The organism is Pedobacter segetis (assembly GCF_016623585.1).
Lineage (GTDB): Bacteria > Bacteroidota > Bacteroidia > Sphingobacteriales > Sphingobacteriaceae > Pseudopedobacter > Pseudopedobacter segetis.
The window spans coordinates 192,317-217,375 of record NZ_JAEHFY010000002.1 but is presented as its reverse complement, the minus strand read 5'-3'; the positions used below and the strand labels follow the sequence as shown (position 1 = coordinate 217,375).

Sequence of the window (25,059 nt, the reverse complement as noted above, 5' to 3'; positions counted from 1 at the left end):
AAAGAATAAAAAACAAGTTCTTTACTATCCATAACCCATTTAACAAATTTTATAAATGGATATGATCGTTTTGGCAATAAACTTGCAACTGTACAAACATAAAGCATTAATCAAAGTTTTATAAACAGATGATGACCGTAAACGATAAGAAAGCTAGCATAGAAAAGCTTAGAAAATTGATAGACATGGTAAATGTAGCCATGATCACCACCTTAAGGGCCAGTGGTGATTTTTATAGCCGCCCCATGAACACCATGGAATATGACGACGAAGGAAATCTGTTTTTCTTTTCTGACGAGCATACGCCAGATGCACATGATATAAAAGTAAACAATAGGGTTTCTGTTACCTATACCAACCCAGAAAATAACACCTATATCAGCTTAAATGGCAGGTTGTATTTAATAGAAGACCAAAACAAAATAAACCAGCTTTGGGTACCCGCCTGTAAAGCTTGGTTTCCGGAAGGTAAAACCGACCCTAATTTAAAGTTGATCAAAGTTGAGGTTTTAAAAGCAGAATATTGGGATACCGCAGAAAGTGATATGGTAGTTCTTTTTAATATGCTAAAAGCCATTGTTAAAGGCAAAACTTATGATCAAGGCGAGCATCAAGCAATCAACTTTGTTGATTGATTATTTAAACATCACTTAAAAACAAATACGATTATGAAAAATCAAGAGCATCTAAAAAAACTGAAAGACTTATTAAAAGGTTCTAGAATATGTATGATGAGTACTTATAACAAAGGTAAGGGAATACACACCAGGCCAATGGCCTACCAAGAGATGGAAGATGACGGGACCATCTATTTTTTTACCAATGAGTATTCTTCTAAAATTGACGAAATATCAGAAAACAATGAGATTAACATCAGTTTTTCCAATACCGATAAAAATAATTATGTGGTATTAAAAGCAGATGCCAGTCTTTCTAAAGACAGGGTAAAAATGGAGGAACTGTTTAACCCCATGATAAAAGTTTGGTTTCCAGAAGGCCTGGAAGACCCAAAACTCTCCTTAATAAAAGCGGATATAAAAAGCGCCGAATATTGGGATAGCACTTCCAGTAAAATGGTTTTCTTATTCAATGCCGCAAAATCTTTGATTACCGGAGAGCCTTACGATGAAGGTGAGCATGGGAATTTGGAGCTATGAGTTCTTTAAAACACGGAAAAAATCTCAGAGTTAAAAGAGCGTATTTTTGAACATTAAGGAATAAAGAGACTTTAGGCCAATTTTAAGACCTTCAACCCTGTTAGCTTTGCATCCTCTGTTATTAACATTTTCAGAATCGGTATTTAAACGATTTTAGGATAACAGGATTTTAAAACTAAAATTATTTTAGATACTTAACCTTGTGTACTCAGCGGTTAAAAATTTTACCCCTAACAACAAACAAAACCTTTATGTATTTTGTGGTATAAATCATAAGCCCCTGTGATTAATAAAATATGCAATTAGAAAACTCTTTGGCATTTGCTCAAGTACAAGACAAAGAAGATAAAATTGCTCCTTTTAGGAACGAGTTTTTGATTCCGGAAAGAAATGGAGAGCAACTCATCTATTTTTGCGGGAATTCTTTGGGTTTACAACCCAGATCTGCGGCTACAGAAATTTCAAAACAATTAGCAATTTGGCAAAACCATGCAGTAGAAGGTTGGTTTAGAGGGGAACAAAATTGGTTAAACTATCATCATGAAATTAAGGAACTTTTGGCCCCCATTGTAGGTGCAAAACCCACTGAAGTAACCTGCATGAACAGTTTAACAATAAACCTCCATTTACTGCTCACAAGTTTTTATCAGCCGAAAGGCAAAAAAATAAAGATTTTAATGGAAGGTGGCGCTTTCCCATCTGATCAATATGCCATAGAATCTCATGTAAAAACTAGGGGTTATGAATACGAAGATGCCGTGATAGAAATCTATCCAAGAGAAGGAGAAGACATTTTAAGAACAGAAGATATACTTTCAAAAATTGAGCAAAACCAAGATGAAATTGCCTTAATTCTTTTTGGGGGGCTAAATTATTATACCGGGCAGTTTTTTGATCTGGCAGCCATTACCGAGGCAGGGCATCAGATTGGGGCAATGGTAGGTTTAGATTTGGCTCATGCAGCAGGGAATGTACCGCTAAAACTTCATGATTGGGGGGTTGATTTTGCCTGTTGGTGTTCTTATAAGTACATGAACTCTGGCCCGGGTGGCATTGCAGGGATATTTGTTCACGAGAAACATTTTAAAACCGATGTTAACCGATTAGCGGGTTGGTGGGGATACCAACTAGATAAAAGATTTAAAATGGAAAAGGGTTTTGTGCCAGAAACTGGTGCAGAAGGTTGGCAAGTGAGCACAAGCCCTATTTTATTGATGGCCGCCCATAAAGCCGCCCTTAAGATAATGAATGATGCAGGTTTTGAGAATTTAAGACAAAAAAGTATTGGGTTAACCGCTTATTTAGAGTTCATCATCAATAAAGTAAACGAGGAAAAGGGCGAGGAAACCTTCAAAATTATTACCCCAAAAAATCCCGGAGCTAGGGGTGCGCAACTTTCTATCATCTGTAAAGAAAACGGGAAACAAACTTTTGATGCTTTAGTAGCCAAAAATATTATTGGCGATTGGCGAGAACCCAATGTAATAAGGATTAGCCCTATACCACTTTATAATACTTTTGAAGAAATTTATAAATTTGGGCAAGCTTTGGTTTAGATGCTAGAGAAAAGAAGTGAGATGTGAGAAGCAAGAGAAAAGAAGCAAGAATTTATAATATGGAAATTAAGTACTAACCACTTAACAAACTAAATAATCATTATGAAAAAAGTAAAAAGCCTAGCTATTTTAAATCTTGTTTTCTTTGTGATTGCATTTACGGTCTCTAACTTAAGTCAGCTTAAGATATTTGGAGGCGTAACCAATGCAGATATTTCTGATAAATATGCCACTGTTTTTACACCCGCAGGGATTACCTTTGCCATTTGGGGCCTAATTTATTTATCGCTATTTGGGTTTACCATTTATCATTTGATAAAAGCTTATAAAGATAATGTCCATTCAGAAGCTAGTCAGGCCATATTAAAAATCGGTAATCTGTTCATCATCAATAACATTGCTACCACTTTTTGGGTATTTGCCTTTACTTATGAATATCTGTTGGTGTCCATGATTTTGATCATCATCCAACTCATTACTCTTTTGATGATTTTCATCAAATTGAATCTGTTTGATATAGATAAATCATTTTATAATAAACTGTTTACACAATTTCCATTGAGCATTTATTTCGCTTGGTTATGCGTGGCAAACGTGGCTAATATCTCATTATATTTAACGTCGATCGGTTGGAGCGGGTTTGGTATCCCAGAATCTTTATGGGCTCAAATTATGATTATAGTGATTGCTTTAGTATCCTTTTTTATAGTGGTTTTCAAAAGAAATGTATTTTTTGGATTGGTGGCTGTTTGGTCTGTTTATGGGATTAGGATAAAAAGAGTTCAAATAGATGACGTTCTATACTCAAGTGTAATTAATGTCTGCGATTTTGCATTGGGCTTTATTGCAATTATTGTTATAAGCATGATTATAAAAAATATAATCTATAAGAAAAAGGAAATCTCCCAGAATGCTTAAAATCGCATTCGACCCAATTTATGCGCATCCATTACCAGAGGGGCATCGTTTTCCGATGCTTAAATATGAGTTGATCCCACTTCAATTAAAACATGAAGGCATCATTAACGATCAAAATCTTTTCTCCCCAGAAATTTTAAACGAAAAGTGGATTTGTCCGCCACATGAAAAAGCTTATTGGGAAAAACTCAAAAACCTTAACTTAAGCTATCAAGAAGAAAAACGAACCGGCTTTCCCCTATCGGCACAATTGGTAGAAAGAGAATTACGTATTGCCCAAGGAACCATTGATTGCTGCCATTTTGCGATGGATTTTGGTGTTGCTTTTAATGTAGCGGGAGGCACCCACCACGCGGGCAGTAATTGGGGCGAAGGTTTTTGTTTATTGAACGACCAAGCCATTGCAGCAAATTACCTGCTCCAAAATAATTTAGCAAAGTCTATTTTAATTATTGATTTAGATGTGCACCAAGGGAATGGAACGGCACAAATATTTGAGCATAACGCCCAAGTTTTTACATTCTCTGTCCATGGCGAAAAGAATTTCCCTTTCCGTAAAGAAAAATCTGATTTGGATATCGGCTTGCCCGATGGTATTGGAGATGATGAATATTTAAAAATTGTTTCAGAAACTTTACCAAAGCTTTTTGATACCTTAAAACCAGATTTTGTGTTTTTTCTTTCTGGTGTGGATGTGCTGGGTAGCGATAAATTAGGTAAACTTGCACTTACTATTGAAGGTTGCAAACAGCGTGATACTTTAGTTTTTGAGGCTTGTAAAAAAAGGAACATCCCGGTACAGGTAAGTATGGGAGGTGGTTATTCGGCTGATATTAAAGTGATCGTTGATGCGCATTGCAATACCTACAAAGTGGCAAACGAGCTATATTTTTAATTCATGATCACATATTTCGAAACTTCTTTACAAAATCTTTCCGTTCATAAGGCCGGTAATAAATCCCAAGACGAATATTTAACGCTTTCTGATGCTCCTTTGTCCATCAAAGATGAAACGCTGAATAATTTGCTGATGACCTACTTTTTAAAGCCTTTTGAAAAAGTAAATGAGATTTATCGCTTTACGCATTCTAGCGAAGATTTAGCGCTCAACGAGATTTATAATTTCGCTAAAAAATGCTTTGGGCAACCCGAAAGTTTTCATGAAATGAGTCAGCAGATTACCAGGCATTTGTTTGATGTTTCTACGCATCCAAAAATAAAATCGGGCGAAGTTTATATCGCATTCTTTGATCAAGTGCAGATTGAGGGAGAACTGCACCAAGCAATAGGTATTTTTAAATCCGAGACCAAAGAGACTTATCTAAAGGTTTATCCAGATGGGGACGGTTTTTTCATCAACTACGAGCGGGAAGCCATCAATATCCAAAAATTGGATAAAGGCTGCTTGATCATCAATACAGAAAACGAAGAAGGTTATAAAGTTGCCGTGATCGATCAAACCAATAAAACCCCAGAAGCTGCAGTTTATTGGAAAGATGATTTTCTGAAACTGAAAATCAGGAATGACAGTTTCAACCAAACCACCAATGTTTTAGGGCTTTATAAAAACTTTGTTAAAGAAAAGATCGATGACGATTTTCAAATCTCTAATCCCGATAAAATTGATCTGCTCAATAAATCTATGAAGTATTTTAAAGAAAAAGAGCAATTTGATATGGATGAATTTTCTGACGAAGTAATTGGCAATGAGGTAGCTGCAAAATCATTTAAAGAGATGGTGCAAAGCTATGAGCAAGAATTTGATTCCCCTATCAGTAGTGGTTTTGAAATATCTGGCCAGGCCGTGATGAAACAAAAAAGCAGCTATAAATCGGTTTTAAAATTGGATAAAAACTTCCACGTTTACATCCATGGCGATAGGCAATTACTGGAACAGGGATTTGATGAAGCTAAGGGGATGAATTACATCACTTTGTTTTATAATAAAGAAACTTAGTTTTTTATCGCCTCAAAAGATTTCTCTATAAAATATACCTTTTGGTATTTTTTATTTATACTTGCATATCAATTAAGATAATATATGTCTAAAGCAGAAAAAACAAGGCAATTTATAATTGAAAAAACCTCTCCAATATTCAATACTAAAGGATATGCAGGAACCTCCTTAAATGATATTATGAGTGCAACGGGTTTAACCAAAGGGAGTATCTATGGGAATTTCAAAAATAAAGATGAAGTAGCATTGTTGGCTTTTGACCATAACTTTGGAAAAATTGCAAGTTATATAAGAGAAAAAATTGCTGTCCATTCAAGAATAATTGATAAGCTATTGGTATATCCTGAAACATATCGAAATTTTCTTAACATACCATTTCTAAAATCAGGCTGTCCCATATTGAATACGTCCACAGAAGCTGATGATACCCATCCCATGCTGAGAAAAAAAGCTACAAAGGCCCTCAACTCATGGCAATTATCTTTAGAAAAGCATATCCAAATAGGTATAGAAAAGAAAGAAATAAAAGCGGAGACAAACGCTTTGGAGTTCTCTATAATTCTAATGTCTATCATTGAAGGGGCAGTAATGCAAGCTAAAGTTACCGGTAGTTCAACAGTATTAAATATAACCATGGATTTTCTAGAAAAAATGATTAGAGACATAGCACAATAAAAAAATTTAATATAATATATACCGATTGGTATATTAATTATTGATTAAAAATTAATTATGTAAGAAATGAAATATGTATTAATTATTCACGAGATAGAAAACTATGCCACTTGGAAAACAATTTTTGATAATGCATCGGGAATCAGGAAAGAAGCTGGAGAAATTTCTTATCAAGTTTTGAAAGCCGAAAACGACATAAACAGAATTGTTCATTTTTCTGTTTGGTCATCTTTAGAGAAGGCAAAGGCTTTTTTCGAATCGCCAAAGCTCATCAAAATTAGAGCGGAAGCTGGAGTTATATCGCCTGAATTTATTTATTTGGATCAGCTTGAAACCGGAATATTATAGTTAATTGACAATCTCAAAATCAACGATTATGATTACAAATTATTTAGAAAGTGTTAAAAAGCAATTTGAGTATTATAAAATGTTAGGTGATAAAACCATCAGTCAACTATCAGAAAACGAATTATTTTGGCAAAAAAATAAATAAATCAACAGCATAGCTATCATAATAAACCATTTAAGCGGCAATATGCTATCCCGTTGGACAAACTTCTTGACTTCGGATGGGGAAAAAGAATGGAGGCGCAGAGATGAAGAGTTTGAGGATAATATCAAAACAAAAATGGAGCTAGAGCAAAAATGGACAAAAGGATGGTATTGCCTTTTCAACACCTTAAACTCATTGCAAGAGCATGATTTTTCAAAAACAATTTATATTCGAAATCAGGGGCATTCTGTTATCGAAGCCATTAACAGGCAACTTGCACACTACCCCTACCATATCGGACAGATGGTCTTTATCGGAAAAATGATCTGTGGAGAAAACTGGGTTTCTCTTTCTATCCCGAAAGGGAATTCAAATAGCTATAACACAGAAAAATTTTCTAAAGAAAAACGCAACGAGCATTTTACCGATGAAATTTTAACATCAAAAACAATCATGAACAAAAATGAAATAATCGCAAACATTCATATTGCGCATACACAATTTTGGAAAACAGCATCACATTTACCTAATGTACATAAATCGGCAAACGATAAATGGTCAGTTGCACAAAATGTTGAACACATTAATATATCTCTATCAAGGGTTAGCAATTATTTGGCGCTTTCTAAATCAATTATAGAGTCTAATTTCGGCTTATCACTAAGAGCATCCATCAGCAATGAAGAGTTGATCGAAAACTATTATAAAGCTATGGGAAATGGTATAAAAGCACCTCCTGCTTTCATACCGAAAGCAAACTCGGAAATAAAAATTAGTATGCTGATAACCGAAGGAGAAAATTCTTTAAAAGATTGCATCTTTAATCTAGAAAAATGGGGCGAAGAAGATTTGGATAAATACAATTGTCCACATCCTGTTTTCGGTAAAATCACTGCCAGAGAAATACTATATTTCACAATTTTTCATGTTCAGCATCACCATAAAACAATCGCAAATCATACTGATGCAAGTCAGTAAGATAAAGCTCTATAATTAGTCTAAACAACAACTTATAGATTAAATCCATACAAACATAAAAAAGCCTTGATTTTACATGAATCAAGGCTTTTAATCTATATCCAGACTTCTAAGACCTCTGGCCTTCGGACTTTCTAAACTATGCGTCGGCTTTTGAGGCTTCTTCTTTTGGTGGCCTAGGCAATAAAGCTTTACGAGAAAGTTTCAATTTGCCTTGCTTATCAACATCCAATAACTTCACTTTTACTTCGTCACCAACTTGGAAAATACCGTCCATAGATTCGTAACGTTTCCAGTCAATTTCAGAGATGTGTAACAAACCATCTTTACCGGGCATAATCTCAACAAAGGCACCAAACGGCATAATCGACTTCACTTTACCTTCGTAAGTTTCGCCTACTTCTGGTTTAGCAACAATGTTTTTGATACGCGTAGTCGCTTGATCAATAGCATCTTTGTTATCCGCAAAAATTTGGATGTGCCCTTTGTTATCTTTTTCCTCAACAGAGATAGTGGCACCGGTTTCACGTTGCATCTCTTGGATAATTTTACCACCCGGGCCAATGATTGCACCAATAAATTCTTTATCGATAACCATAGAAACAATACGTGGCGCATGAGGTTTAAAATCTTCCCTAGGTGCGGTCATGGTTTTTTCGATCTCGCCCAAGATATGTAAACGGCCTTCTTTAGCTTGATCTAAAGCATTAGATAAAACTTCGTAGCTTAAACCGTTTACCTTTAGATCCATTTGGCAAGCCGTAATCCCTTTTCTGGTACCGGTTACCTTAAAATCCATATCTCCTAAATGATCCTCATCACCTAAAATATCAGATAAGATAGCATATTTCCCGGTAGCTTCATCGGTAATTAAGCCCATTGCAATACCAGAAACCGGGGCTTTCAATTGCACACCAGCGTCCATCAAGGCCAATGTACCCGCACAAACGGTAGCCATAGATGATGAACCGTTAGATTCTAAAATATCAGAAACCACACGGATGGTGTAGGGGTTTTCCTCATCAGAAGGTAACACTTTTTTAATCGCCCGCATGGCTAAATTACCATGGCCAACTTCCCTACGGCCTACACCACGATTAGGACGAGCCTCCCCAGTTGAAAAAGCAGGGAAATTATAATGCAACAAAAATTTGTTATAACCATTGATGAAAGCACCATCGATCATTTGCTCATCAGATTTTGCACCCAATGTAACGGTAGTTAAAGATTGTGTTTCGCCACGGGTAAAAATTGCCGAACCGTGGGCAGAAGGTAAATAACCAACCTCGCTCCAGATAGGGCGAATTTCTGTAGTTTTTCTACCGTCTAAACGGATACCTTCATCCAACAACAAAGTACGTACAGCATCGTACTGCACATCGTGGAAATATTTTTTAGCTAAAAACTTAATACTCTCAGTGGCATCCTCGCCCAAAGCTTCTAAAACTTCTGTTTGTATAGCTTTAAATGCAGCAGAACGATCATCTTTACCTTGGTTAGATTTCGCTACTGCGTAAACCTTATCGTAAGTGTTTTTAGTGATCTTTTCTTTTAATTCTAGATCGCTGCTTTCGTGGCTGTAAGTTCTTTTTTCAGTTTTACCAACCAATTTACCTAACTCTACCTGTGCAGCAACTTGTTTTTTAATGGCTTCATGAGCAAACTGGATAGCTTCAACAAGTTCAGCTTCAGCAATTTCATCGGCTTCACCTTCCACCATGTTTATGTCTTTTGCGCTACCGGCAACAATAAATTCTAAGGTTGCTCTTTCCAATTCAGAACGAAGTGGATTGATTACCAACTTACCATCAATTTTAGCCACACGTACTTCAGATATTGGTCCGTTAAACGGAATATCCGATACAGCTATAGCCGCCGAAGCCGCCAAACCTGCCAAAGCATCGGGCATAATGTCTTTATCAGACGAAATTAAAGAAATCATCACCTGCGTATCGGCATGGTAATCTTCTGGGAATAAAGGACGTAAAGCCCTATCAACGATTCTCGAAATTAAAACTTCGTAATCAGATAATCTGGCTTCTCTTCTTAAGAAACCTCCCGGGATACGGCCTGCTGCCGCATATTTCTCTTGGTAATCAACCGATAATGGAAGGAAGTCGACACCTTCTTTTGCATCTTTGTTACTAACAACGGTAGCCAATAGCATGGTATCACCTTGTTTCACTACTACCGCACCATCAGCCTGTTTGGCCAATTTTCCGGTTTCGATCTCAATGATACGGCCATCGCCTAAATCAATCGACTGTTTAAAAACATTCAAACTCATATATTATTTTTTTATCGAGGGCAAAAATACGGTTTTTATCTCTGTATTTCAGCGGTGTAAAGTAAAATGTTTGTTTTTGAACAAAGTTGCCATCCTGAGCGAAGTCGAAGGGTGGCGAAGTCGAAGGGTGGCGAAGTCGAAGGGTGGCGAAGTCGAAGGATGGCGAAGTTTAAGGGTGGTGAATTGGCAATCTCTGTATTCTTTTGCACCAGCTTGATTAAAAGAAACACTTAAACGATATATATTTTTAGAAAAGGTACTGCAATGCTATTAACTTAAGACAGTACCTTTCCGCTCATACTGCACAGGCCTTAGCCACGAGGCAGGTATCCGCTGCAATCCAGTTTATTAAACACGGGGTTGTTAGAGATCTATTTTGGTTTTGACTTGCAATGTCCTCTCTCCCATCCCTTCATCACAAAGCCGGAGCGTTGGCTTGTGAGAAGGCGCTGCGATGATCTGTTTGTTATCAACGGTTTAACAAAATAAATTTAAACATCCTTTAAATAAATAACCCCATTTCCAAGGCTAAACGCCATCAAATTGGCACCCTAGTTTAGAACCATTTATTTTTTTTATTGATCAGGGGGGTAACAATGCAACACTTCATTTTATATAGCTATGTACGCCTCTTAGGTAGGTTCAAAAAATTGGGGTAACAAAATTAAAGCTCCATTTATATAGCTACAACATAAGATAATCAAATACAGAAAAAATGAACTCAGCAACAGACAACACCATTACGTTACTCATTAATTTGGCCATGTTACTCAGCATCATCTTAATGATACAAATTCTCTATTAAAACTTAAAACAATTAGGCGGAAGCAGAAAAGCCATAAAGAGTATGCGCAATTTTTAAATTTAGAAATCATGAAAAAGTTTAATTTAACACTAGCAACCTTAATTTTGATCGTAGTTTTTAGTTCTTGTAAAAAAGATAAAAAACCAAACAACAACAAAGCGCAAAATGCAAAAGAGTTCTCGGCCACTTTTGGGTCCCAAAAGCAATCCTTTAGTTTAAATACTTCAGAACTGCCAAAAACCATAACCATGGCAAACGGATCCAAGATAACATTTAAGCCAGGTTGTTTTACCGTTAACGGAAGCCCTGCAAGCGGTGCGGTAACCGTAGAATCTTATGAGATGCTAAACAGAAGCTCAATTATTTTTAGTGGTACAAATACCAACCATATATCTGGGCAACCACTTATTTCACAAGGCTTTATAAATATTAAGGTTAAGGTAAACGGCGTGGCTGTGGATGATGACCTAGCTATCCCGATGACCGTTTCTATACCTGCAAAAGGAAAAGATTTTACCCAGATTTGGGCGGGTGTAGAAAAAGTTGGCGATGTTAACCAAATGGCCTGGCAAGCGCCAAAAGTTGGGCCAAACGGGCAGAACCAAAGAGAAACTAAAGCTGTAAATGATAATTTCGTTTTTGATTTTGGACAGCTAGGATGGATTAATTGCGATACTTATTACAGGTTTACAGATCCAAAAACAACAGTTGGGGTAACTGTTTTAAATAACCCCGGCGAAATGGCAAGTTTTAGAGGATTTACAGGCGATACCTATGTTTATTTTTGTGCCAATGGCGATAACGTGGTTGCCCAGCTATATTCTCCGAACGGCCCAAACAGCGTTAAAAGTTATGATAATTCTATGCCAATTGGTGCAACGGGAACTTTGTTTTCCTTATCAATTAAAGATGGTAAATATTATTTTGCAAAGAAAATGATCACCATTACGGCAAACCTGAATGAGACCTTAAGTTTAACAGAGAGTACCGAGGCTGCCGTACAGGCAGAAATTAACGCCTTAAATTAACAGCTAACAATTTGATCAACCTTAAAACAGTGGTTTTGCCACTGTTTTTTTATATTTAAAATATTTTTTCTTAAAACGATAAAATAAAAATTTTAAGGAACGCAATTAAATAATAATCACTAAATTGAGTTGCTATGTTAAAACCTTTAAAACCGTTATTTACCCTAATTTTAGGGCTTTTTTGTTTAGATGGATTTACACAAAACCTGTCAACAGATACTGTTGCTGCAAAAATAAGCTATCAACAAAACGAAAATAACGTAAAATTTAGTTCGGAGTTGCGCCAGTTGCGCCAAATTGCCGGCGCACCAGAACCTTTTTATAGCTACTTTTGGGAGTTTGGAGATGGCGGTTTTTCTTTTGAAAAAGAGCCATTGCACATATATGCAGATTCTGGTGTTTTTTACCCCAGATTATACGCTACCAATAACTATGACGATGGAAAACCACCACCAAAAAGGCCAGTACCCGTAAAAATATCGGCTTTGGCCAATAGTATAGAACCGGTAAATACCAACTTTTTTAAGCCTACAGAAAATTTGGCTTTAAAATCTAATACTATGCCCAAGCCCGATGAGGAAATGGTATTGATATTAGGCTATAAGAAAAATATTTTGGCCTCTAACCTACCTCAAAGTGGTAAAATCATTCTTTTTTACAACGATAAAGAGTTTAAGCAAGACAATTTTAAATTAGATGACATCCGTTTGTACCACAATGAGCAAAAATCAGAAATTAAGGATCTTTTAAAAACAGCTTCAAATTATCATCTTACACAAACTTATTACGCTAAAAACGGACCATTAAGCGAGCCTGATTATGAGGTTGCAAAAAACAACAACCCATCGTTAAAAGAAAAGATGGATAAGTACCGCAACGCAGAGGCTTGGACTTACAAAAATTTGGGTGATCATGAAAGATTTATGTTCTTGAGCTTGAAAACAACTCCAGAAATGCTGCAAGATACCAATGCAATGGTAACGCTTTCTGCAATGATCATACCAGACGACCCACTTTTAGATGTTAGCGTTTCTGATCTTGAACTTCAAATTGTTGCCTCGCATGATCCTAATAAAATGATGTTGAAGAACAGAAGCATGAACTATCGCTTTGTTGGTAAAAAACATGATTTGGTTTATAGGGTAAGGTTCCAAAACACTGGCAAAGGCCCAGCGAAGAAAGTGGATGTAGGTGTAAAAATCCCAGAGAATTTGGATAAATCTTCTATAAAGGTTTTAAAAACTAATCCATCTATCAGCTTAAAAGATTCAAATCAAATCAGCGGAAGCTATTTAGATACCTTATCCAAAAAAGATTCTATCCATTTTATATTCAAGAATATTTATTTGGCGGGCACAAAACAAGATAATGTAAACGATCAAGACTCTACCAAAGGTTTTGTTGAGTATAGCATCAACTTTAAGAAAAAACCCAAGAAAATACCGTTTGATAGCGGTGCAGCAATTGTTTTCGATAAAAACGAACCTATTTACACCAACCGATCTGAAGGGAAATTTAAACCCGGAATTTCCCCAGGCCTGATCTTAAATTACGGAAACAACTTGGGAAACTTAAACACCAACGAATTGGGCAAACAAAATTATGCTTTGGGCTTTAGCATATCCCCTTTTTCGCCTTACCGTAAGTATCTGCAAGCCGAATTATTTATCAGTTATTATAATGGATCTAAGCAGTTTTTGAGCAGTACGGCAACAAAAAAAGATACTACGATCAATAACCGGGGTAATTATGTAATCACAAACCGAAGGTCTTTTAATCAAAACAACAGGTTAAATCTAGAAGTTCCGCTTCAATTGCGTTACAACCTAAATAATTATGTTGGCATTGGCGGTGGTGGGATGTTCTCCTTTACCTTAAATCAGAAAGATAGATTGTTAGAACAATTAAATCTTCAACAGAATTTGAACGGAATTATCAGCCAGTTAGCTATTGATAAACAAGGAAACGCACTAAAAAAGAATTTCTCTGATTTTAACACCTCGATATTCTTTGATGTGCAGTTTGGGATGGTACGTAAGGGGCCGGCGATAGGTTTTAGATATATCCAATCGCTATCCATCAAAGACCAAAGGTTAAGCACTTATTTAAGTTGGAAGATATGATTTAAGATAGAAAGGTGTAGGGCAAAAGGTTTAGGGCAAAAGGTTTAGGGCAGAAGGTGTAGGGCAAAAGGTTTAGGGCAAAAGGTTTAGGGCAAAGGGTTTAGGGTAAAAGGTTTAGGGCAAAGGGTTTAAGGTAAAAGGTTTAAGGCAAAAGGTTTAGGGCAGAAGGTTTAAAGTTTAAAGCAGATTTGAAAATATTTGGTATTTTGATGTTTATTTGATTGATATAAAATCTAAATCTAATTGAAGAAAATTTTATCCCTCTTGTTTGTAATTGCTGCCCTAAATGGCTATGCACAAAACGAAGTACTTTTAAAATCAAAACTAAACAGCTTTAAAGCAGATGACAACTTAGCTGCATGGATTGATTACCGTATTGATTACGCAACGGAAAAACCTGCCGAAAGATTAGACCTATTATTATCAACAGAAAAAAAAGCCTGGAGAAAAGCAGAAAGTAGCGAAGAGAAAGAGGCTTTGCTTTACCTATACATTAACCAAGGTTATTACAGCCTTTACAATGGCGATATTTTAGGATCGATAGATTGTTACGAGAAAGCTTATGATTACCAACAAAAGAACAAATTGGTTGCTGATGTTGAAGAATATATCCTAAAACCTTTATCAAACAATTATACCCGTTTGGGAGATTACGGCCGGGCCATTTATATCCAAAACAAAAGCTTGGCATTGGCGATCTTAAACAAAAACAAAAGCTTGGCCGCATCTATTTACAGCAATTTATCCACATCATACAAATCTCAAAACCAAATTGAAAAAGCAGAAAAAGCGGTTATCAAAGGTTTGGCTTTCGCCGATAAAAAACAACCAAATTACGGTTTGCTCTTATCTAATTATGCCGATATAAAAAACGAGCAGCAAAAGTATGATGCAGCGTTTAAACTGATTTCCCAATCTATCTCTTTTTTAAAATCGCAAAAAAATAATGAATTAACTGATTATTGGTTATTGAGTGCTTATACCCTGGCCGGTAACATCCAATTTAACAGGGATAATTACAGTAGTGCCCAAAGTTTTTACAATGCGGCAATTAAACTGATTGATGATAAATTTAAAGAAGGCAGAAACCGTGAAAAGGCTCAAATTTTTAATCAATTGGGCAAAATAAAGATGAAGCAAAAGCAATTTAAAACCGCCTTAAACTATTTTGATCAATCGCTTAAATTGATGGTTCCATCATTTGCCCCCAAAGGTTTAAAAGAATTGCCCTTAGAAACAAACTTATACGCAGAGAATAGAATTGAGGAAGCTTTATTGGGCAAAGCCGATGCCTTAGAAAATTTAAAGCTTTATAAAGCCTCTTTAGATGCTGATTTGATGGCCTTTGAAGTTTCTGAGAAATTGAGAAAAGAATTTACCTACTCTGGATCTAAAGAAACTTTGCAAAAAGAGGGGAAAAAGCTTGCAGAGAAAATCATAGATAAATGCTACGCATTGTACCAAGAAACCAAAGACCAACAATTTGCCAATAAAATTTTGTTGATGAGCGAAATGAGCAAAGCCAGATTGCTGATGGATGACATTAGAGATAATGAACGGAGAATTGCCGCAACGGGCAAAAACAACCTGTACCAGCAAAAGATAAAGGTTTCCCAATCTATTAATTATTACCAAAAACAATATCAAGAAAAGGCAGATCCTAAACTAAGCAAGAAAATAAGCGATCTAAACTTTCAACTATCGGCAATACAAAAGCAATTAAATGTAAAAGGGTTTGATGAAAAAATAGCTATACATCAGCTCTTAAATAAGATTGATAAAGATAAAAAAGTATTGATTTTCTTTTTTGGGGAGCAAACAATCTATAGTTTAATTGCCGAAAAAGGAAAGGTTTTAACAATAACCAAAACCGAAAATGCTACGAAAATAAAAGCCGAAATAAACGATTTCATGAAAGGTTATTTCTTTAACGGCCCTTCAAAAATGATCAATAACCCCCAATTGTTTTATCAAAGATCCAATCAGATATTTGAGGACCTGTTTTCTAAGATCAATTTGAAAAACATAGGCAATCTGGTAATAGTTAAAGACGGGGTTTTAAACTATTTACCTTTTGAAAGCTTGATTACAGACCAAAAATACAATCCTAACATTGCTTCTTGGCCTTACCTAATCAATAAATTGGCTATTTCTTATGGTTTTTCACTTCAAACTTTGGTACAGCAAAACCAGAAAGGTTTAAAACCCTTTAATAATTTTACCGGCATATTCTTAAGTAATACCGGCTCTGGTAAAACAGAAATTAATGCCGTAAAAAAAGAATACCACCAGGTTAAAAACTTAGTGAAAGGAAAATTCTTATTAAACGATGCGGCAAACCTAAAAGATTTCAAACAATCGTTAAATAATTCTAATGTGCTGCATATCAGCAGTCATGCTTATGTTAAAGATAATGAAACCCCTGTTTTAGAGCTTTATAAGAGCAAATTTTATTTATTTGAACTGGCCAACCAAGGCCATCTGCCTAGTTTAGTGGTTTTGAGTGCTTGCCAAACATCAGATGGTGAATTGGTTGCGGGCGAAGGTGTAATGAGCATGACCAGAGGGTTTATAGCCGCAGGCACAAAAGGCGTAATCTCTGGTTTGTGGAACGTAAATGACGAAAGTGCCAGTAAATTGATGAAACTATTTTATGAAAACCTGCTTAAAACCCAAAACCCACAAACATCATTAAGAAACGCCAAATTAACTTGGATCTATAACCAGAAAAATAAAATTTATGCGCTTCCATACTATTGGGACAGTTTGATTTTTGCAGGACAAAACCCAAACATCAAACTCGCTAAAAACAATCATTTTTTTAAGGATAATTTTATCCTTTTGTTGATTGGTGGCGTGATAATAGTTTTGGTTAGTTTTTTAAGTTCCCTTAAATTTAGGTAAAAACGATTATGTTATTTCTAAATAAAATCTCACAAGATCAAAGCATTTTTCAATTACTAAATAAGCTAAACATTTCCCCAACCCGTAGCCAAAACATCGGCAATGTGCATGGTTTTGATCGGGAGGTTTTTATTATCAATATAAGCTTGTAATTGTAAAAGGCAAGAAGCGTCTGTAGAAATAATGTATTCTGCGCCAACCTCTAAAGCATTCATTACTTTTTGTTCTGCCATGGCGCTAGAAATACCGCTAAATTTTACAGAAAAGGTACCGCCAAAACCACAGCAAACTTCTTGGTCTTTCATGGTCACTATCTCTAAACCCAATACTTTCTCCAACAACAACCTAGGTTCTTCCTTAATTTTACACTCTCGCAAAGCACTACAAGAATCGTGATAAACGGCTTTTCCCAATAATTCTGCACCAAAATAATCTTTCTTGGCAATGTTGATCAAAAAATCTGAAAGCTCGTGGATATTACCTTGTATGCTTTTGCATTTATTATGGATAGAAGTATTAAAGAACAGATCGTTATAAGCGTTTTTTACCATCCCGGTACAAGAGGCAGAAGGAGAAACGATATAGTTTTGTTCAGAAAAATCATTTAAAAATTTAGTCCCAACTTCTTTTGCCTCATCCCAAAAACCAGCATTATAGGCAGGCTGCCCACAACAAGTTTGTTCTGGATTGTAAATCACTTTACAGCCCGCCTTTTCTAAAACTTTAACGGTATTTGAAGCAGTTGTTGGATATAGTTGATCAACAAAACATGGGATAAAAAGCTCTACATTCATTAATTAGGAGTTTTTTTTAGCATTATGCCAAAAATAGAGATTTGAAGCTTTAAAAAAGTATAATGTTTAAAATGATAGTGGATTGTTAATTAGATATTTTAAAAGATTAAAAATGCTTTTCTTCAAAATAGCTACGTATTCATTCTTTTCATCAAAATCAGCAGGAAGTTTAATTGAACCTGTAAGATTATTTAATTTTGCAGATATAGTACCATCTACTTTATTTTGGATAATTTCTTCTACATAATTTTCGATTATTTCGGATAAACTTATTCCTTTTTGCTTAACATAAAGTTTTGCCTTTTCTGAAGCAGATTCCTTTAATTTAAGAGTTATCTAGTTTTCATAATTGACAAAAAGTGAAGTAATCTAATAAAGATCATCATTTAATTTAAGTTTTAAAATTAAAAACGCATATAACCAAATTCCTCTAAAACCCTAACTTTGTTTTACCATGATTAAAGTCCTCTTCCTTTTATTCATTTACTTATTTTCAAACTGTAGCGGAAACCATACTGAAAAAGTGAGATTGAAATCTGATGAAAACCCTGTTGAAATAAGTTCTACAATTGATACTTCAACAACAGTTAATAAAATAGATACCACAACTAAAACACTTTCCTCAGAAATTATTAGTTATGCAAAAACATTGATTGGCGTTCCTTATAAATACGGCTCAACAGATATTAATGTTGGCTTAGATTGTTCGGGATTTATTACTGCAGTTTATAATCACTTCGATATTAGAGTGCCAAGAAGCTCTGTAGGTTTTACCAATTATGGTAAAAACATAGCATGGCAAGATGTTGAACCCGGCGATTTAATCTTATTTACGGGGACAGATAGCACCAAAAGAATTGTTGGCCACATGGGTATTATCACTAAAACCAATCATGAATTAAATTTTATCCATGCTACATCTGGCAAGGCTTATAGCGTAACCATTACTCCATTAAATAAATATTATCAAGGCAGATTTGTTAAAGTGATTAGGATTATAGATTAAAAAAAATAATTTGAAATATTAAAAAATTGTATTTACTTTGTAATAACATTAAAATAAAATTATGGAAGCTGCAATTATAAAAATAGGTAATTCCAAAGGACTAAGGCTAAGTAAAACTATTTTAGAAAAATATTCTATTAAAGATAAAGTTCAAATCATATTGGATAATGAACAAATTATTATTAGACCAATTGAAGTCCCAAGATTAGGCTGGGAAGCTGCTTTTGAAATGATGAATAAAAATGATGATGATAGAATGTTAATGAATGATGTTTTTGATGATGAAGATTTTGAAGAATGGAATTGACTCAATATGATATCATTTTAGTAAATCTAGACCCAACTATTGGGAGCGAGATAAAAAAAACCAGACCTTGTGTAATTGTTTCTCCAAATGAAATGAATAAATACCTCAACACATTGGTAATATGTCCGATGACATCAAATCTGAAACAATATCCTACAAGAGTTACTGTTTATCATAATAACAAAAAAGGTATGATCGCAATAGACCAAATTAGAACTATTGATAAAAAAAGAATTGTTGAAGTTTTAGGCAAATTGAAAGAAATGGAAATAAAAAAACTCAAAGAATTAATCAAAGAAACATTTGTTGATTAATCTCAAAAGACAAAGCGGTTTTAAATATTATTTGCAGCCTATAACCAAACAAAAACACCTACAATAATCAAAGCTTTTTGAGCTGTTAATCGGAAGATTTTTCTAAATTAGAAATTCAAAACCCTTAACATGAAAGCTTCTTCCCGATCCAAAAAACAATTATTTATAGGATCGCTGGTAGCGATAGCAATTATCGCCATTGGCATTATCCTCTATTTCAGTTTTAAAACCGAACCCAATAACGAGAACAATCCGGCATTTGCCAAATATATAGATGCCTATACTTCTGGCACCATATCTAAAAAAGCGAGCATAAAAATCCAATTAGCAGGTGAGGTTAAAGGTGTTCACAGCGTAAATGAGCCAGTAAATGATGATGTTTTAAAATTTAGCCCGAGTATTAAAGGGAAAGCGGTTTGGATAGATGAAAGAACCATCGGCTTTAAGCCAGATGAAGATCTAGAGCCCGGCAAAAAATATGACGCTACTTTAAATTTGAACAAACTAACGGATGTCCCTAAAGAACTGGCCGAGTTCAATTTTAGCTTCCAGGTAATTAAACCATCATTTAAAGTAGAATTTAACGGCTTAAAATCTATCAATAGCTCTTCTTTAGATTATTTAAAACTAACCGGCCAAATAGCTACATCTGATCAAGAACTTCCCCAAAACATAGAAAAGCTTTTGAATGCCAAATATGCGGGGCAAAACATAAAAATAAAATGGGTACACAATGCAGAAACCCAAGTTTCTACCTTTACGGTAGATAGTTTAAGCATGGGTAAAACCAACCAAAATTTAACCTTAAATTGGTTGGGAGATGCCATAAATGCACAAGTTGAAGGAAATAAAAACTTTGAGCTGCCGGCAAAAGGCGTTTTTAAGGTGCTAGATGTTAAAGCAATGCAAGAGCCAGAACAATATGTTTTGGTACAGTTTTCTAACCCGGTAATGGTTGCACAAGACCTTGCCGGGTTGATCAGTATAAATAATATTTCTGAAACCAGTTTTACCATAGAAGGTAGCGAAGTTAAGGTTTACGGGGCAGAAAAGTTTGAGGGCAATTACTCGGTAAAGATCAACCAAGGGATAGAGAATATTGTGGGCAATAAATTACAACAAGCGGTAAGCGCAAATGTAAATTTCGAAAACGTAGAACCCAATATTACCATCCCTAGTAAAGGGACAATTATCCCAGATTCTGGCAAACTCGCTTATCCTTTTGATGCCGTCAATTTAAAAGCGGTTGATGTTAGCATCATCAAAATATATGAAAACAACATCCCACAATTTTTACAGAACAATGCCCGTAACGGCGAAGAAGATTTACGCCGTGTTGGAAAACCAGTTGTAGAAAAAACCATTCGTTTAGATGATGATAAATCGCTTGATCTAAAAAAGAAAAACCGTTTTGCTTTAGATATTGATAAATTGATCAAGACAGAACCTGGCGCTATTTATAGAATTACCATTGGTTTTAGAAAAGAATATTCGCTTTACGGATGCGATAAAAAATTAAAAGCAGAAGGAAATGACAATAACGATGGTAATGATTACGAAGATTACTATGGCAGCCAAAGTATTGATGAGGATGATGGGTTTTGGGATAGGTACAACACCTATTACCCAAGTGGCTACAACTGGGATGAAAAAGACGATCCTTGCACCCCATCTTATTATAACAAAGACAGGTGGGTTTCACGTAATGTTATTGCATCCAATATCGGGCTGATAACCAAGCGTGGCAACGATAATTCTATATTGGTTTTTGCAACCAACATTTTAGATACCGAGCCAATGAGCGGTGTAGAGATCAAACTGTTAGATTACCAAAACCAAATTATACAAACCGCCACAACAGATGGCGATGGGGTTGCAAAGTTTGATACCAAACGCAAACCTTTTTTATTATTGGCCAAAATAGATAACGAAAGGGGCTTTTTAAAGCTAGATGATGGGTCTTCCCTCCCACTTAGTAGGTTTAATGTAAGTGGCGATGTTGTACAAAACGGCATCAAAGGTTTTATTTATGGAGAGCGTGGCGTTTGGCGACCTGGAGATTCTGTTTATGTGAGTTTTATATTAGAGGATAAACAAAAAACCCTACCCAAAGATTTGCCGGTTATTTTTGAGCTTTACAACCCTCAAAACCAGCTTAATAAAAAACTGATTTCTGCAAAGGGCATAAATGGTTTTTACAATTTTAGGTTTAAAACAGATAATGGCGCACCCACCGGAAACTGGCTGGCCAAGGTTAAAGTGGGTGGTGCATCGTTTACAAAAACCTTAAAAATTGAGACCATTATGCCCAACCGCTTAAAGATCGATCTTGATTTTAACGGCGCAAAAGAATTAGGTAAAGGACGGGATAATAAAGGGACGCTAACTGCGAAATGGCTTTTTGGCGCAACCGCAAAAAACTTAAAAGCCAAGGTTGATGCAACGCTTTCGCCATCAAAAACCACTTTCAAAAATTTAGAGAATTATACCTTTGATGACCCAACAACCGCTTTCCAAACAGAAAGCAAAACAGTTTTTGAAGGTAATCTAGACCAAAATGGGCAAGCCACCATCAACGCAAACTTAAGCGCAACAGAAAGTGCTCCCGGTGTTTTAAAAGCCAGTTTTACCACCAAGGTTTTTGAGCCGGGGGGTAATTTCAGCATCGATAATTTTACCATCCCTTACCATGTTTATGATACCTATGTAGGCATACAAACCCCTGAAGGGCAAAAACTTTCTGGAATGTTGGTTACCGGACAAGATCATATTATTGATATAGCCAATGTGGATAATAAAGGAGATTTATTACAAGGTAAGCAAGCGGTACAGTTAGAATTATACAAAATACAATGGCGCTGGTGGTGGGACGAGCAGGAAGGCTCTCTCTCTAACTTTACCCAAAACAGGTACAACCAACTCTTAAAGAAAGAAACGGTACAATTGGTAAATGGCAAAGGGAAATGGAAATTACGCATAAACGAACCAGACTGGGGGCGTTACTTAATAAGGGTAAAAGATTTAAGCAGTGGCCATACCACGGGCAAAACGGTTTATGTAGATTGGCCGGGTTGGCAACAAAGGGAACAAAAAGACAACCCAACAGATGCAGCGATGCTATCTTTTACCGCAGATAAGGATAGTTATAAAGTGGGCGAAAAGGTAAACCTTACCATACCTAGTAGTGCGGGAGGCAGAGGTTTGGTAAGTATAGAAAACGGCAGCAAGGTTTTAAAGACTTTTTGGGTTAAAACCACGCAAGGGCAAACCAAATTCTCTTTTGAAGTAGAGAAAAACATGGCACCAAACGTTTATGTAAACGTTACTCTGCTCCAGCCCCATTCTCAAACCATTAATGATTTACCTATTAGAATGTATGGGATAATCCCGATTTTGGTAGAAGATCCAGAAACCATCTTAAAGCCGGTAATTAGCATGGCTTCTGTAATAAAGCCCGAAACCAATACCAACATCATCGTAAGCGAGACCAACGGAAAACCAATGACCTATACCATTGCCATTGTAGATGAAGGATTATTGGATCTTACCCGATTTAAAACCCCAGACCCACATAGCAGTTTTTACGCTCGCGAAGCTTTGGGCGTTAAAACTTGGGATCTGTTTGACGATGTAATTGGCGCTTGGGGAAGTGATCTGGTGCGTATTTTAAGTATAGGTGGCGATGGGAACATCAATAGAAATGTTGATCCCGCAAAAGCAAATAGGTTTAAACCGGTAATTAAATACTTAGGCCCTTTTACCTTAAATGCAGGGCAAAAAGCTACGCATCAGTTTAAACTACCACAATATATTGGTGCCGTTAGGGCAATGGTGGTTGCGGGGCAAGATGGTGCGTATGGCTTCGCCGAGAAAAGCGTACAGGTTAAAAAACCATTGATGATCTTGGCTACTTTACCAAGGGTTGCCGGCCCCGGCGAGGCTTTTAAATTGCCGATTACCGTTTTTGCGATGGATAAAAACATCAAGGATGTGAGTTTAGAAATACAGACCAGCAGTTTGTTAAGTTCATCAAGCAGTAAACAAACCATCAGCTTTAGCGAAATTGGGGAGAAAATGGCTTTCGCCGATATTAACGTTAAGAACGCCATAGGGATCGCTAAGGTTAAGATTATTGCTAGAAGCGGCAATGAAAGGGCAGATTATGATGTGGAAATGGATATTAGAAATCCAAATCCTTTCATTACCGATGTGGCCTCCACAGAAATAAGCGCCAAAGGAAATTGGTCTGGTGCTTACCAACCAATTGGGATGGGAGGCACTAATTCTGGGGCGATAGAAATCTCTAGCATCCCCGCCATAAACCTTACCAAGCGTTTAAATTATTTGATACAATACCCTCATGGCTGTATAGAGCAGGTTACTTCTGGCGTTTTCCCTCAATTGGTTTTAAACCAACTTACAGATCTAGCCGGTTCTCAAAAAGCACAAATAGAGCGCAATATCAAAGCGGGGATCAATAAGATCAGAACTTTCCAAACAATGGATGGTGGTTTTTCTTATTGGCCAGGTTATAGAGATGCAGATGATTGGGGAACAAATTATGCAGGGAATTTCTTGTTAGAAGCGCAAACAAAGGGTTATCAACTGCCCGTTGGGATGTTGGATAATTGGAAACGTTTCCAAAGCAGAAAAGCTAATTCATACTCGCCAAATAGCAGCAATTTCTACGGTGGCGATTTAACCCAAGCATATCGGTTGTATCTTTTGGCCTTGGCAAAATCTCCAGAGATCGGGGCTATGAACAGGTTAAGGGAGTTCCAGTATTTATCTGATGCTGCAAAATGGAGATTGGCCGCCGCCTACCACTTAATTGGGCAAAATACGGTTGCATCGCAATTGATCAAAGGTTTAAGTACAGAAATTAAACCCTACAACCAGATGGGTTATACCTTTGGTTCTGATCTGCGTGATGAGGCCATGATTTTAGAAACCCTTACCCAAATGGGCAGAAAAGCACAAGCTTTAAGTTTGGTAAAATCTATCGCTGCTAAATTATCGCAACAAAATTGGTACAGTACACAAACAACGGCATATTCTTTAATTGCGATCGCAAAATATTGTGGGGTTAATAAAGATGGCTCTAAGCTAAATTTCTCTTATACCATAAACGGAGTGGCTAAAACCCTAAGTACCCATTCTTACTTAGAACGCATAAATTTGGATTTTAAAGCAGGGCAAGCCAATATCAGCATCCAAAATAAAGGAGATAACTTGCTATACGTTAGGGTAATTAGAGAAGGCCAAGCTCCACAAGGAGAAAACCCACCCCAAAACAACAATCCAGAGAGTTTAAGTATGGATGTAGTTTATAAAACCCTAAACGGTAGGTTGATCGATCCAACAACAATATCGCAAGGGACAGATTTTGTGGCAGAAGTAACCATCAACAATCCCGGCAAAAAAGGGGTTTACCAACAGATGGCACTTACGCAAATCTTTCCATCGGGTTGGGAAATCATCAATACTCGTTTAAATGATAACGATGGCGATAATTCTAGTTCGCCATATACTTATCGCGATATTAGGGATGATCGGGTTTTAACCTATTTCAACATTAATCCAAGGCAAAGTTTAACCTATCAGGTTTTACTGAATGCCGCTTATTTAGGCAGATTTTATCTGCCATCTGTAAGTTGTGGGGCCATGTATGATAATGAGATCTCTGCGGTAAACAGTGGCAAATGGGTAGAAGTGGTAAAATAAAAAAACAAGCTTACGATTTTAGATCGTAAGCTT

19 protein-coding genes and 1 pseudogene are annotated in these 25,059 nt (G+C 36.1%); 17 read left to right on the top strand and 3 right to left on the bottom strand.

Annotation, left to right across the window (positions count from 1 at the left end; translation table 11 throughout):
* Positions 1–128 precede the first annotated feature (128 nt).
* The 10 genes and pseudogenes from I5M32_RS02255 to I5M32_RS02210 all read left to right on the top strand — a co-directional run bounded on the left by I5M32_RS02255 (position 129) and on the right by I5M32_RS02210 (position 7,734).
* A complete protein-coding gene (locus I5M32_RS02255; RefSeq protein WP_234461832.1) occupies positions 129–635 on the top strand; it encodes a pyridoxamine 5'-phosphate oxidase family protein in 507 nt (168 codons plus the stop codon).
* Positions 636–668: 33 nt separating this feature from the next.
* Entirely contained in the window at positions 669–1,157 is a 489-nt protein-coding gene (locus I5M32_RS02250) for a pyridoxamine 5'-phosphate oxidase family protein (RefSeq protein WP_200584545.1), read from the top strand.
* 296 nt (positions 1,158–1,453) lie between these two features.
* Positions 1,454–2,713 (top strand): kynureninase, encoded by a 1,260-nt coding sequence (gene kynU, locus I5M32_RS02245; RefSeq protein ID WP_200584544.1) that lies wholly within the window; start codon positions 1,454–1,456, stop codon positions 2,711–2,713.
* A 102-nt stretch (positions 2,714–2,815) separates the two neighbouring features.
* Positions 2,816–3,631, top strand: a complete 816-nt coding sequence (locus I5M32_RS02240; RefSeq protein ID WP_200584543.1) for a hypothetical protein — start codon at positions 2,816–2,818, stop codon at positions 3,629–3,631.
* Positions 3,624–4,526 carry a histone deacetylase family protein gene (locus I5M32_RS02235; protein WP_200584542.1) on the top strand — a complete coding sequence of 301 codons (903 nt, stop codon included), beginning with the start codon at positions 3,624–3,626 and terminating at the stop codon, positions 4,524–4,526. Before I5M32_RS02240 ends, I5M32_RS02235 begins: the two co-directional genes overlap by 8 nt.
* A gap of 3 nt (positions 4,527–4,529) precedes the next feature.
* A complete protein-coding gene (locus tag I5M32_RS02230) occupies positions 4,530–5,588 on the top strand; it encodes a nucleoid-associated protein (RefSeq protein ID WP_200584541.1) in 1,059 nt (352 codons plus the stop codon).
* Between the two features lie 84 nt (positions 5,589–5,672).
* A complete protein-coding gene (locus tag I5M32_RS02225; protein WP_200584540.1) occupies positions 5,673–6,263 on the top strand; it encodes a TetR/AcrR family transcriptional regulator in 591 nt (196 codons plus the stop codon).
* A gap of 66 nt (positions 6,264–6,329) precedes the next feature.
* Complete coding sequence (locus I5M32_RS02220; protein ID WP_200584539.1) at positions 6,330–6,611, top strand: antibiotic biosynthesis monooxygenase; 282 nt, start codon at positions 6,330–6,332, stop codon at positions 6,609–6,611.
* A gap of 28 nt (positions 6,612–6,639) precedes the next feature.
* A pseudogene (locus tag I5M32_RS02215) lies at positions 6,640–7,113 on the top strand (DUF1572 family protein); the annotation flags it as partial.
* Positions 7,114–7,209: 96 nt separating this feature from the next.
* Positions 7,210–7,734, top strand: coding sequence for a DinB family protein (locus tag I5M32_RS02210; RefSeq protein ID WP_200584567.1), 525 nt, complete (start codon positions 7,210–7,212; stop codon positions 7,732–7,734).
* Between the two features lie 139 nt (positions 7,735–7,873).
* On the opposite strand, the gene pnp is transcribed toward I5M32_RS02210, so the two are convergent.
* A complete protein-coding gene (gene pnp, locus I5M32_RS02205; RefSeq protein WP_200584538.1) occupies positions 7,874–10,021 on the bottom strand; it encodes a polyribonucleotide nucleotidyltransferase in 2,148 nt (715 codons plus the stop codon).
* Positions 10,022–10,894: 873 nt separating this feature from the next.
* Between pnp and I5M32_RS02200 the strand changes: the two genes are divergently transcribed.
* From I5M32_RS02200 to I5M32_RS02190, 3 genes are all read left to right on the top strand, one after another.
* The gene (locus I5M32_RS02200) at positions 10,895–11,854 is read left to right on the top strand and encodes a hypothetical protein (protein ID WP_200584537.1); all 960 of its coding nucleotides are present in this window, start codon (positions 10,895–10,897) and stop codon (positions 11,852–11,854) included.
* A gap of 134 nt (positions 11,855–11,988) precedes the next feature.
* Complete coding sequence (locus I5M32_RS02195; RefSeq protein ID WP_200584536.1) at positions 11,989–13,977, top strand: PKD domain-containing protein; 1,989 nt, start codon at positions 11,989–11,991, stop codon at positions 13,975–13,977.
* Positions 13,978–14,220: 243 nt separating this feature from the next.
* Positions 14,221–16,881: a CHAT domain-containing protein gene (locus I5M32_RS02190; RefSeq protein WP_200584535.1), complete on the top strand. Its 2,661-nt coding sequence runs from the start codon at positions 14,221–14,223 to the stop codon at positions 16,879–16,881.
* 65 nt (positions 16,882–16,946) lie between these two features.
* On the opposite strand, the gene I5M32_RS02185 is transcribed toward I5M32_RS02190, so the two are convergent.
* The gene (locus I5M32_RS02185; RefSeq protein ID WP_200584534.1) at positions 16,947–17,675 is read right to left on the bottom strand and encodes a (Fe-S)-binding protein; all 729 of its coding nucleotides are present in this window, start codon (positions 17,673–17,675) and stop codon (positions 16,947–16,949) included.
* Between the two features lie 66 nt (positions 17,676–17,741).
* Positions 17,742–18,011 (bottom strand): DUF6364 family protein, encoded by a 270-nt coding sequence (locus I5M32_RS16630; protein ID WP_317193088.1) that lies wholly within the window; start codon positions 18,009–18,011, stop codon positions 17,742–17,744.
* Positions 18,012–18,129: 118 nt separating this feature from the next.
* On the opposite strand from I5M32_RS16630, the gene I5M32_RS02180 reads away from it, so the two are divergent.
* The 4 genes from I5M32_RS02180 (at position 18,130) to I5M32_RS02165 (ending at position 25,026) form a co-directional block, all read left to right on the top strand.
* Positions 18,130–18,681, top strand: a complete 552-nt coding sequence (locus I5M32_RS02180) for a C40 family peptidase (protein WP_200584533.1) — start codon at positions 18,130–18,132, stop codon at positions 18,679–18,681.
* A gap of 61 nt (positions 18,682–18,742) precedes the next feature.
* A complete protein-coding gene (locus I5M32_RS02175) occupies positions 18,743–18,988 on the top strand; it encodes an AbrB/MazE/SpoVT family DNA-binding domain-containing protein (protein ID WP_200584532.1) in 246 nt (81 codons plus the stop codon).
* Entirely contained in the window at positions 18,979–19,302 is a 324-nt protein-coding gene (locus I5M32_RS02170) for a type II toxin-antitoxin system PemK/MazF family toxin (protein WP_200584531.1), read from the top strand. The genes I5M32_RS02175 and I5M32_RS02170 overlap by 10 nt, the downstream gene beginning before the upstream one ends.
* A gap of 129 nt (positions 19,303–19,431) precedes the next feature.
* Positions 19,432–25,026 carry an alpha-2-macroglobulin family protein gene (locus I5M32_RS02165; RefSeq protein ID WP_200584530.1) on the top strand — a complete coding sequence of 1,865 codons (5,595 nt, stop codon included), beginning with the start codon at positions 19,432–19,434 and terminating at the stop codon, positions 25,024–25,026.
* Positions 25,027–25,059 lie beyond the last annotated feature (33 nt).